Source organism: Leifsonia xyli subsp. cynodontis (assembly GCF_050632205.1).
Lineage (GTDB): Bacteria > Actinomycetota > Actinomycetes > Actinomycetales > Microbacteriaceae > Leifsonia > Leifsonia xyli_D.
In genome coordinates this window covers 848,346-859,750 of record NZ_CP192578.1, presented here as the reverse complement: position 1 = coordinate 859,750, position 11,405 = coordinate 848,346, and the positions used below count along the sequence as shown (strand labels likewise).

The 11,405-nt window shown below is 71.4% G+C and carries 9 protein-coding genes and 1 pseudogene; 9 read left to right on the top strand and 1 reads right to left on the bottom strand.

What is annotated here, in order from left to right; genetic code table 11:
* Nucleotide 1: 1 nt before the first annotated feature.
* Nucleotides 2-852, bottom strand: a pseudogene (locus ACQ86M_RS04250) (hypothetical protein).
* Nucleotides 853-1,299: 447 nt separating this feature from the next.
* Here ACQ86M_RS04250 and ACQ86M_RS04245 point away from each other — a divergent pair.
* The 9 genes from ACQ86M_RS04245 to ACQ86M_RS04205 all read left to right on the top strand — a co-directional run bounded on the left by ACQ86M_RS04245 (nucleotide 1,300) and on the right by ACQ86M_RS04205 (nucleotide 11,384).
* Entirely contained in the window at nucleotides 1,300-3,378 is a 2,079-nt protein-coding gene (locus ACQ86M_RS04245; RefSeq protein WP_431247163.1) for a hypothetical protein, read from the top strand.
* Entirely contained in the window at nucleotides 3,375-4,397 is a 1,023-nt protein-coding gene (locus tag ACQ86M_RS04240; RefSeq protein WP_431247162.1) for a LacI family DNA-binding transcriptional regulator, read from the top strand. The genes ACQ86M_RS04245 and ACQ86M_RS04240 overlap by 4 nt, the downstream gene beginning before the upstream one ends.
* A 30-nt stretch (nucleotides 4,398-4,427) precedes the next feature.
* The gene (locus tag ACQ86M_RS04235; protein ID WP_431247161.1) at nucleotides 4,428-5,735 is read left to right on the top strand and encodes an ABC transporter substrate-binding protein; all 1,308 of its coding nucleotides are present in this window, start codon (nucleotides 4,428-4,430) and stop codon (nucleotides 5,733-5,735) included.
* A gap of 157 nt (nucleotides 5,736-5,892) precedes the next feature.
* Nucleotides 5,893-6,714 (top strand): carbohydrate ABC transporter permease, encoded by an 822-nt coding sequence (locus tag ACQ86M_RS04230; protein WP_431220868.1) that lies wholly within the window; start codon nucleotides 5,893-5,895, stop codon nucleotides 6,712-6,714.
* Nucleotides 6,711-7,631 (top strand): carbohydrate ABC transporter permease, encoded by a 921-nt coding sequence (locus tag ACQ86M_RS04225; protein ID WP_431220867.1) that lies wholly within the window; start codon nucleotides 6,711-6,713, stop codon nucleotides 7,629-7,631. Before ACQ86M_RS04230 ends, ACQ86M_RS04225 begins: the two co-directional genes overlap by 4 nt.
* Before the next feature lie 25 nt (nucleotides 7,632-7,656).
* Nucleotides 7,657-8,682 (top strand): hypothetical protein, encoded by a 1,026-nt coding sequence (locus ACQ86M_RS04220; RefSeq protein WP_431247160.1) that lies wholly within the window; start codon nucleotides 7,657-7,659, stop codon nucleotides 8,680-8,682.
* Nucleotides 8,679-9,737: a glycoside hydrolase family 130 protein gene (locus ACQ86M_RS04215; protein ID WP_431247159.1), complete on the top strand. Its 1,059-nt coding sequence runs from the start codon at nucleotides 8,679-8,681 to the stop codon at nucleotides 9,735-9,737. Before ACQ86M_RS04220 ends, ACQ86M_RS04215 begins: the two co-directional genes overlap by 4 nt.
* 72 nt (nucleotides 9,738-9,809) lie before the next feature.
* Nucleotides 9,810-10,151 carry a YciI family protein gene (locus tag ACQ86M_RS04210; RefSeq protein WP_431220863.1) on the top strand — a complete coding sequence of 114 codons (342 nt, stop codon included), beginning with the start codon at nucleotides 9,810-9,812 and terminating at the stop codon, nucleotides 10,149-10,151.
* 6 nt (nucleotides 10,152-10,157) lie between these two features.
* A complete protein-coding gene (locus ACQ86M_RS04205; RefSeq protein ID WP_431247158.1) occupies nucleotides 10,158-11,384 on the top strand; it encodes an RNA polymerase sigma factor in 1,227 nt (408 codons plus the stop codon).
* Nucleotides 11,385-11,405 lie beyond the last annotated feature (21 nt).

Sequence of the window (11,405 nt, the reverse complement as noted above, 5' to 3'; positions counted from 1 at the left end):
CTCAGACCGGGAACCGCACCGCGGCGGCGGCCGCTCCTCCGCCCGGCACCTCTTCGGCCCGCAGCGCGTACACCCTCGCCTTCGAGGCGAGCGAGCGCCGCAGGATCTCGTCGACGACGCCGTAGTCGCCGGGCGCATCCTCCGCGTCCAGCCGGATCGCGCCGGTCTCGTCGTCCACCGACCCGGGCACGCGCCGGTCGATGTCGATCACGAGCGACTCGACCGCCCCGAACGTGGCGGCGCGGGCGATGTCGCTCAGGTCGACCAGCGCCGTCCCCGCTGCGATGCGCGACTGGTACGCCTCCCGCAGCTCGGCGACCTTGCCCGCGTAGTACCGGTCGAGCACTCCGCGTGCGGCGGTGGCGAGCTCCTCGTCGGTCTTGTCCTCCGGGTTGCCTGCGATGGTCTCGGCCACCAGCCGGGGGTGCTCCCCGCGCCCCTGTAGATGCCGGCGAGCGGTTCGGCGGCGGCCAGGATGAGCGGCTCGGTGGCGTTGACGAGCAGCGGATGCGTCGCCCGCTCGATCGCCTGCACGTACTCCAGCATCCGCACCTTCTGGCCCTCGGACCCCTGCAGGCGGCCGTCGGGCGACCGTCCGCTCACCGATGCCAGTCCGACCGCGGCCGCGACGTCGCGCGGCATCCCGGGCACCTCGACCCGCTCCGGCGGCCGGTCGGCCGTGATGTGCAGCAGCCGGACCGAGTTGCCCGCCAGGGCCAGGATGTGCGCCGTCTGCGGGAACGTCAGCGCCCGCAGCAGCGGCTTGACGTAGAAGCGGTCGGCGATCTCGCACGCGGTGCCCAGCCGGTTCGGCAGGCGGAACGTCTCGGAGAGCTCCCCGTCCAGGAACACCGCGAGCGACCGCGACTGGTAGCGCCAGAAGTCGCGGTCGTCGAGGATGCGCTCGCCCTCGCCGTGGATGGTCTGGATGCGCGGGCGCGGCACGCCGGACTTCTCGAGCGCCCGCACCGCGGTGGCGAGATGGTTCTTCAGCTCGATCCGCGCCCGGTCCGCCTCCGCCGGGGTGGTGCCGGTCGGCAGGTAGATGCTCACGCATCCGGGTTGCCGCAGCGCGGCCAGCCTTTCGACGTCGGCCTTGGTGGGGATGTCCTTGTACTCCACGGGTGGTCCTCCTGCCCCGTCGGTGCGGCATGGTCGGTCGCGTGCGGCCAGTCTCGTCGCGCGGCGGGTCCGTTCACAAGCCCGACGTTGACATTGGCCGAGATTGCGCCTACCGTCCCTTAAACCGGTTTAGATGACGCCTCGTCCGAAGGCGCACGACCATGAGGGGCCGCAACGATGCGCAACCGAGAACTGACCATGCCGAGGGCTGCACTCGCTCTCGCTCTGGGCGCCGCACTGTCCATCGCCGCCGTCGGCACGCCGGCGCTGGCCGCGCAGCCGACCGTCGAGTCGACGCGGCCGGTCGCCGACGCGGCGCCGGCGAAGCTGACCAACCTCGCCCACCTCGACTTCCTCCTCGACGACGTCCCGCTGCTGCCGGGCGTCGCCGGGCACACCACCTATCGGGCGGCCGAAGAGCCCGCGGCCCGCGCGCCGTGGGTGTACGCCGACCGGCAGGCCGACGGCAGCTTCCACCGCGTCGGCGGAGGACCGATCACGGATGCGACCCGCGGCTGGTACGCGCAGGGGGCCTACGACGCCGACGACATCTCGCGCGCCGCCGTCGTCTACCTGCGCGACTGGAAGCAGAACGGCACGGCGTCCAGCAAGGCCAGCGCCTACGAACTGCTTCGATCCCTCACCTACCTGCAGACCGCCGACGGCCCGAACGCGGGCAACGTGGTCCTCTGGCAGCAGCACGACGGGACGCTCAACCCCTCGGCGATCCCGAAGGAGCTGCCGGACCCGTCGGACTCCGCCGAGTCGTTCTGGCTGGCGCGCACGGTCTGGGCGCTCGGCGAAGGCTACGCCGGGTTCCGCGCGGCTGACCCGGCCTTCGCCTCGTTCCTCGCCGACCGCATGCACCTCGCGCTCGGCGCGCTGCAGCGGCAGTCCCTCGCGCAGTATCCGCAGACGCAGGTCGCCAACGGCGTCACCGTTCCGGGCTGGCTCATCGTCGGCAGCGCCGGCGCGACCGCCGAGGCGGTCCTCGGCCTGAGCGCCTTCGCGTCGGCCGCCCCGGGCGACGCCGCGGCACGCACCGCCCTCGCGCACTACGCCGAGGGCATCGCGAAGCTGCAGAGCGGCGGTGTCGGCCAGTGGCCGTTCGGCGCCCTGCTGCCGGAGGCGAACTCCCCCACCTTTTGGCACGCCTGGGCAGGGATGCAGCCGGCGGCGCTCACGGCTGCCGCGAGCGTCCTCGGAGACGCGGGCCTGCAGAAGGCGGCGAGCACCGACCTCGCCCAGTTCACCGCGCAGCTGCTCGCGAGTGGCGGACCGGACAACGGCTGGACGCCCACCCCGGCAGACCGCACGCAGATCGCGTACGGCGTCGACTCCCGTCTCGAGGGCCTGGTGGCCGCCTCCGATGCCACCGGCGCGGCCGGTCTCGCGGCCCTCGCCGGCGCGCAGGGCGCCTGGTACTTCGGCGCCAACCGCGCCGGGACGCCCGCCTACGATCCGGCGACGGGCGTGTGCGTCGACGGCATCGCCGCCGACGGCACGGTCAACCGCAACTGCGGGGCCGAGTCCGTCATCCACACGCAGCTCAGCATGCTGGCGCTGGATGCCCATCCTGCCATCGCCCGGGCCGCCACCGCGCTCACGCGCACCACCGCGACGAACGGGCTGACCGTCGTCGAGGCCGAGAGCGGCACCACGACCGGCCCGGTCACCACGGTGACCCCGCCGTCGGCGTGGACCGGCTCGGCCAACTGGTCGGGCGGCGCCTACCTGCAGGCCGGGGCCGGCTCGACCGTGACCGTGACGCTGCCCGCCGGGCACCCCGCGGCGCGCATCCTGCCGATCGCCGACCTGGGGCCGGGCGGATCCGGCACCACGAGCTGGTCCGCCGCCCTCGGGCGGTTCGCCCTCCCGCTCGGCCGGACGGACAACGTCCGCCCCGGCGAACAGGGCATCGCGCCGAGCCCGGTGTTCCTCCTCCCCCAGACGCTGCCCGTGCCCGTCCCGGCGCAGGCGACCTCCGTCACGGCGAAGGTCGACGGCACCGCCCGGCTGGACGCCCTGCTCGTGCAGCCCGTCGTCTCCCACCTCGGGCTCGCCGGCAGCACCACCCTCGACGTCTACGTCAACGCGACCAACGTGCCGGTGCCGCAGCGGATCGACTCCTCACGCCCCATGACGGCCACGGCCTACGACTCCGCCGGCACGCAGGTCGGCCGCGCCCGGACGGTCGGCGCGCACGGCTTCGTTCTCGTGCAGCCGGGCGGCTTCACGGTGGTGACCCCGCGGTGAGCCCGTCGAACGTCACCATCAACGACGTCGCCCGGGTGGCGGGCGTGAGCAAATCGCTGGTCTCGCTCACGCTCAACGATCGGCCCGGGGTGAAGGCCGAGACGCGGGAGCGCATCCTGTCGACCGCCCGCGAGCTCGGCTGGACTCCGCATCCCGGCGCCCGTGGGCTGACCACGCGCCGCGCGTACGCGCTCGGGCTGGTTCTCCGCCGTGAGCCGCGCACCATCGAAGTAGACCCGTTCTTCGCCGCGTTCATCGCCGGCGTCGAGACAGTGCTGGCCGAGCGCGGCAACGTTCTCGTGCTGACCGTCGTCCCCGACGCCGCGGCCGAGGAGCGCGCCTACGAGCGGCTGGCGGCCGACAAGCGCGTCGACGGGTTCCTGCTCACCGACCTGCTCGCCGAGGATGCGCGCATCCCCCTCATCGAGCGGCTCGGCTCCTTCGCCGTGTCGCTGGGCGCGCCTCCCGGCGGCAGTCCCTTCCCTGTCGTCACCCGCGACTACGACCCCGGCATCGACGAGCTCGTCGCCCACCTCATCGGGCTCGGCCACCGCCGCATCGCCCACGTCTCCGGCGACGAGCGGATGCTGCACGGCCTGCGCCGTCGTGAGCGCTTCGAAGAGGCGGCGCAGGCCGCCGGGCTCACGCCGCTCGTCGTCCCCACCGACTTCTCTCCCGAGCAGGGCGCCGAGGCCACGAAGGCCCTGCTCGAGACGGAGGACCGCCCCACCGCGATCGTCTACGGCAACGACCCGATGGCCATCGCGGGGATGGGCGTCGCACACGAACGGGGGCTCGACCTTCCGGGCGAGCTCTCGGTCACCGGGCTGGACGGATCCCAGATCGGGTCGTTCGTCTACCCATCCCTCACCACGCTCGACAACGACCCGGCCGGCTTCGGGATCGCCGCCGCCACCGCACTGCTGCGGCTGGTGGAGGACGGCGAGCCCGGCGACGTCGCCCTGCCGCCGGCCCGGCTGGTGGTGCGCGCATCCACCGCGCCGCCGGCACACCGCTGAACAACTCGCACCCCCAAGGAAAGGCACACCATGCGACCCAACAGACCGCAGAAGCGCAGAATCGCCGTCTCCCTCCTCACCGCCGGCATCATCGCCGGAACGCTCGCCGCCTGCGGGTCGAGCGGAGGAGGATCCGGTGACGCCATGAAGGCGCACGGGCCCATCACCATCTGGTACTCCAACAACACGCAGGAGGTGCAGTGGGGCAAGGCGATGGTCTCGGCCTGGAACTCCGCGCACCCCAAGGAGAAGATCAAGGCGCAGGAGGTGCCGGCCGGTAAGAGCACCGAAGAGGTCATCGGCGCGGCCATCACCGCGGGCACGACGCCGTGCCTCGTCTTCAACAACCTCCCGGCCGCGACCGGCCAGTGGCAGAAGCAGGGCGGTCTCGTCGACCTGTCGAAGTTCTCGGACGGCGCGAAGTACATCGAGGCGCGCAGCGGCGACTCGGCGAAGCAGTACAAGTCGGCCGACGGCGACTACTACCAGATGCCGTGGAAGCAGAACCCCGTCATGATCTTCTACAACAAGGCCATCTTCCAGAAGGCCGGCCTCGACCCCGAGAAGCCCGACCTGTCGACGTACGACAAGTTCCTCGCGGCCGCGCAGAAGATCAAGGCGTCCGGTGCGGCGCCGTACGCGATCTACCCCGCGCCGACCAGCGAGTTCTTCCAGGTGAACTTCGACTACCTCCCGCTGCTCGCTGCGCAGACCGGCGGCAAGACGTTCATCGAGAACGGCAAGGCCACCATCTCGGGGCAGGACTCGCTCGACGTCGCCAACTTCTGGAAGACCATCTACAGCGACGGACTCGCCGGCAAGGAGCAGTACCAGGGCGACGCGTTCCAGGACGGCAAGTCCGCCATGGCCATCGTCGGACCGTGGGCCATCGCCTACTACGGCGACAAGGTGCAGTGGGGCTCCGTGCCCGTCCCGACCAAGGACGGCAAGGCGGCGGACGAGACGTACACGTTCCCGGACGCGAAGAACATCGGCATGTACACCTCGTGCAAGAACCAGGGCACGGCGTGGGACGTCATCAAGTTCGCGACCAGCAAGGAGCAGGACGGCAAGCTGCTCGACGTCAGCGGTCAGATGCCCATCCGGACCGACCTCGCTACCACCTACGCCTCCTACTTCTCGGCGCATCCCGCGTACAAGGAGTTCGGCGCGCAGAGCGCTCGCACCGTCGACGACCCGACCGGCACCAACACGATCGCCCAGATGCAGGCCCTGCGCGACGCCTACACGAAGGCGGTCGTGAACGGCAGCGGATCGGTCGAGGACGTGTTCAAGACCGCCGCGGACAAGATCGACAAGCTGCAGGCGCAGAAGTAATCATGAGCACCTCGCTTCGCGGCTCCACGGCCGCACGACCGGCGGCGGGCAAGCAGCCCGCCGCCGGGCGAGGCGCACGCACAAGGCGCCGCTGGTCCAGCGCATCCTGGGGACGAATCCGCTGGGCTGGCTGTTCAGCGCGCCTTACCTCGTGTTCGTGATCGCGATCTTCGCCTTCCCGCTCTGCTTCGCCGTCTACATGTCGTTCTTCGACTACTTCTTCACGGCGCCCGGGGCGAACGTCAACCGGCCCTTCGTGGGGCTCGACAACTACGTCCAGGCGTTCACCGACCCGGCCGTGCTGCAGTCCTTCGTCAACGTCGGCATCTTCCTGATCATCAACGTGCCGCTGACCGTGGTGCTCGCACTGCTGCTCGCCTCCGGGCTGAACAGCATCGTGCGGTTCCGCACGTTCCTGCGCGTCAGCTACTACGTGCCGTACGTCACGGCGAGCGTGGCGACGATCGCCGTCTGGCTGTTCCTGTTCGGGCAGAACGGTCTCGTCAACCAGATCCTCGGATCGCTCGCGCCGAGCCCCAGCTGGCTCTCGAATCCGGTGCTCGCCATGCCGTCGATCGCGATCTACGTGACGTGGAAGGGGCTCGGGTTCTACATCCTGCTCTACCTCGCCGCGCTGCAGAACGTGCCGACCGAGCTGTACGAGTCGGCCGCGACGGACGGCGCCGGCAAGGTGCGGCAGTTCTTCTCGGTCACCGTGCCGGGCGTGCGCCCGGCGACCGTGCTGGTGCTGCTGCTGGCCACCATCACCGGCGCCAACCTGTTCACCGAGCCGTACCTGCTCACGGGCGGCGGCGGCCCGGAGGGGCGCTCGGCCTCGCCGGTGCTGATCATCTACCAGCAGGGCATCCAGCAGGGCCACCCGGGCTACGCCTCGGCGATCGGCGTCGTGCTCGTCATCGGGGTGCTCATCATCGGCTGGCTGCAGAACCGCTTCGTCGGAGGGAGGAACGAGTCATGACCACGGAGGCCACACCACGGCCCATCGCGAAGGATGCGAAGGTGCGCAAACGGCGTCGCCGCGACCTGGGGACGCCACGGCGGCTCAGCCGCGGGCAGGCGATCCTGCAGGGGATCGTGCTGACGCTCGGTGCGATCGCGTTCCTCTTCCCCTTCTACTACATGGTGGTCGGCTCGCTGCAGACCTCGCCCGACACCTCCATCGCCGGCGCGTTCCCGAATCCGGCGAACCTGACCCTGCAGAACTACGCGGAGATCAACTCGCGCATCAACCTGGTGAGCGGGCTCGTGAACTCGGGCATCTTCACCGGCGGCGTGCTCCTTGGCACCGTGGTGTTCGGCGTCCTCGCCGGGTACTCGCTCGCTGTGCTGCAGTGGCGCGGCCGCGGGGTGACGTTCGCTCTGGCGCTGCTGGTGCAGACCATCCCGTTCCAGCTGCTGATGATCCCGCTGTACGTGCTGATCGCGCGCAATTACGGTCTCGCCGACAACTACCTGGGCATGATCCTTCCGTTCGCGATCAACTCGGCGGCGGTGCTCATCTTCCGGCAGTACTTCCTGCAGCTGCCGCGCGAGCTGTTCGACGCGGCACGGGTCGACGGCGCGGGCGAGTTCCGTCTGCTGTGGAAGGTCGCGCTGCCGCTCGTGCGGCCGGCCCTGGTGACGGTGCTGCTGCTGACCTTCATCGGCCCGTGGAACGAGTTCCTTTGGCCGTTCCTGATCACGAAGGAGGCGAGCCTGCAGCCGCTCGCCGTGTCGCTGGCGAACTACATCTCGACGGTCGCGGGCTCCACCGCGAACCCGTACGGCGCGATCCTCTCCGGAGCGGTCGTGCTGGCGGCGCCCGTCGTCGTGCTGTTCATCCTGTTCCAGCGCTACTTCACCTCGACCGACCTGGGTTCGTCCGTCAAGGGCTGAACCGCGCTGACCCGCGAAAGGAACCATGGACGCCGTCCACACCGCGCCCGCAGCGCACGACGCCCTGCTGGCCAGCTACCGCGAGGCGCTCGCGCACACGAACGCGCTCACCGACCGGATCTCGACCGACCAGTTCTCGGCGCGCTACCCCGAGCGCCCGGACTGGGCGATCGGCCCCTTCGGGCGCGACGAGGATCTGACCTTCCGGCCCGAGGGCCAGTGGGACGACCCGACCGGGGTGGGATGGACGAGCGACTCCATCTTCAACCCGACGGTGATCGAGCGCGACGACGAGCTGCACCTGTTCTACCGGGCGTCGCCGCGGAAGGAGTCGACCGCCAGCCGGATCGGCCACGCCGTCCGCCGCGACGGTCTCTGGCACGACTCCCCCGCGAACCCGCTGCTGTATCCGACGCTCGCGAACGAGACGCTGGGCGTCGAGGACCCGAAGGTCTACGCGCTCGACGACGGCTACGTGCTGTTCTACAACGCGATCTGGCGCCGGGACGACGGCTCGGTGGCGGTCGACATCATGTCGGCCGTCTCCGACGACCTCGAGCACTGGGAGAAGCGCGGCCTCGTCGTGCCGTACGAGGTCTCGGAGTACTGGGCGAAGGGTGCGGTCATCCCGCGCGACGAGCACGGCCGCGCCGTGCGGATCGGCGGCGAGTACCTGATGTTCCTGTCCGAGGGATGCGGCGGCCGCCCGACGGTCGGTCGCTCCTCCGACGGCCGCGACTGGCGCTTCGAGGTGCAGCCGTACCTCGACCTGACGCCGCTCGCCGGATCGCTCTTCGAGGTGGCCTGTGCCGCGGTGTCCGAACGTCACCTGGTGCTCGACTTCTTCTATGCGGACGCCGACGGAGACTTCGCCGCCGCGCAGGCCCTGTACCGGCTCGATGCGCCGTTCACCCAGCTGGCGCTGAACCGCGGCGGCTCGCTCGCCTGGGGCGGCCTCCAGAAGATCGGCGGGCGCTGGTCGTTCGCCCAGGGCTGGGATGCGCCGCATGGCACCCGCGAACTGTACTTCTACCGGGAGGTGGACGCATGACCCCGTTTCCGTATCGGCTCGCTCGCGCGGGCGTGGTGATGACGCCGGTGGAGGGCGACCCGCTGGAGGCGGAGGGCGTTCTCAATCCCGCCTCCGGCCGCGGGCCCGATGGCGAGCTGTACCTGCTGCCGCGGCTCGTGGCCGAGGGCAACGTCTCGCGTGTGGGTCTCGCCCGCGTCGTCGTGGAGGACGGCGTCCCCGTCGCCGTCGAGCGGCAGGGCGTCGTGCTCGAACCGGACCGGCCGTTCGAGCGCGGCCGCAGCAACGCCGGCGTCGAGGATCCGCGCATCACGTTCATCCCGTCGCTCGGGCTGCACGTCATGACGTACGTCGCCTACGGCCCGCTCGGCCCGCGCACCGCCGTCGCCGTCTCGGACGACCTGCGCGCCTGGCGCCGGCTCGGCCCCGTCTCGTACGCCTACGACGACGAGCTCGGCATCGACCTCAACCTCTTCGTGAACAAGGACACCGTGTTCTTCCCCGAGCCGGTCACCGCGCCCGACGGCACTCCGAGCCTCGCCGTGCTGCACCGGCCGGTGTGGGACCTCGGCGACATCCGCCCCGGCGAGGGCGAGCATCCGCCCGAGGGAGAGACGCGGCCCAGCATCTGGATCGCGTTCATCCCCCTCGAGGCGGTGCAGCGCGACCTCGGCGAGCTGGCCCGGTGGGGGCAGAACCGGTTCCTCGCGGGGCCCGAGTTCCCGTTCGAGGAGCTGAAGATCGGCGCGGGACCGGCGCCCCGCCGGGTGCCGGAGGGCTGGCTGCTGCTGCACCACGGTGTGACCGGGCGGCTGGAGTCGGGCGTCGCGCAGCAGAAGAACGTCAACTACGCCGCTGGGGCGATGATCCTCGACGCCGACGAGCCGTGGCGGGTCATCGCCCGCACGGAGGAGCCGCTGCTCTCGGCGGAGACGGAGGACGAGCGCAGCGGGATCGTGCCGAACGTCGTCTTCCCGACCGCGATCGAGACGGTGGACGGCGTCGACTGGGTCTTCTACGGGATGGCCGACTCCAAGATCGGTGTGGCGCGATTGGAGCACGACGTGTCGAATTAGGGTCAGCCCATTCGTGTAGACGGTGAGAACGCCATCCACTCCACCGACCGGCGTTCGGAGAGGAACACGACCATGACCCAGTACCTGCTCAGCGTCTACCAGCCCGACGGCCCCATCCCGGAGCCCGACGTGATGGCCCGGATCACCCGCGACGTGAACGCGGTGGACGCCGACATGCGCTCCGCCGGCGTATGGGTGTTCTCGCAAGGACTCCTGCCGGCGTCCTCCGCCACCGTGCTCCGGCCGCGGGACGGCGAGGTGCTCGTCACCGACGGGCCATTCGCCGAGGGCAAGGAGCACCTCGGCGGCTTCTCGATCGTCGATGTGCCCGATCTGGACGCCGCCCTCGAGTGGGGCCGCCGGGTGGCCCTGGCCACCACGCTGCCCATCGAAGTGCGGCCCTTCGCGGGCTGACGCCGCATGGACGAGGCCGCCGTCGCGCGCAGCTTCCGCGCCGAGTACGGCCGCGCCGTCTCCGTCCTGTACCGCGTCCTCGGCGACCTCGATCGCGCCGAGGACGCGGTGCAGGAGGCGTTCGTCGTCGCGGTCGAACGCTGGCCGCGCGACGGCGTCCCGGCCTCACCCGCCGGCTGGATCATCACGACGGCCCGCCGCCGCGCCATCGACCGCCTCCGCCGCGAGTCCGTCGGCCGCGACAGGGAGGCGGAGTCGGAGGCGCTGCGCCTCCTGACCGCCGCCGACGACGCCCCGGCGAGCGACGACATCCCCGACGACCGTCTGCGGCTCATCTTCACCTGCTGCCACCCGGCGCTCTCGCCGGAGGCCCGCGTCGCGTTGTCGCTGCGGCTGCTCGGCGGACTCACGACGCCGGAGATCGCACGGGCGTTCCTGGTGCCCGAGGCGACGATGGCGCAGCGCATCTCTCGCGCGAAGGCGAAGATCCGCGACGCGCGCATCCCCTATCGCATCCCGTCGGCCGCAGACCTGCCCGACCGCCTGCGGTCCGTGCTCTCGGTGCTGTACCTGATCTTCAGCGAGGGCTACGCCGCCAGCGCGGGCGACCGCCTGGTGCGCGAGGAGCTCTGCGACGAGTCGATCCGGCTGGCCCGGGTGCTGCGGTCGCTGCTCCCCGACGAGGAGGAGGTGCTCGGCCTGCTCGCGCTGCTGCTGCTGGTGGATGCGCGCCGCGCCGCCCGCGCGGACGCCGCCGGGGCCCTCATCCCGCTGCCCGACCAGGACCGTTCGCTCTGGAGCGCCGCCGCCATCGCGGAGGGGCACGCCCTGGTGCGGGACTGCCTGCGCCGCGGGCGCCCCGGTCCGTACCAGCTGCAGGCGGCCATCCAGGCCGTACACGACGACGCCGCCTCCGCGGACGACACCGACTGGCCGCAGGTCGCCGCGCTGTACGACCAGCTGCTGCGCGTCGCGCCGACCCCGGTCGTGCAGCTGAACCGTGCGGTCGCGGTGGCGGAGGTCGCGGGGCCCGCGGCGGCGCTCGCGGAGATCGAGCCGCTGCGCGAGTCGCTGTCGCGCTTCTACCTGCTGCACGGCATCCGGGCAGGCCTGCTCGCCCGGCTCGGGCGCACGGCGGAGGCGGCCGAGGAGTACGGCGTCGCGGCCGCGCAGTGCACCGGCGAGGCCGAGCGGGACTTCCTGCTGCGCCGCAGCTCCGAGCTTACCGGCTGACGCCGCCCCTTCCACGGACGC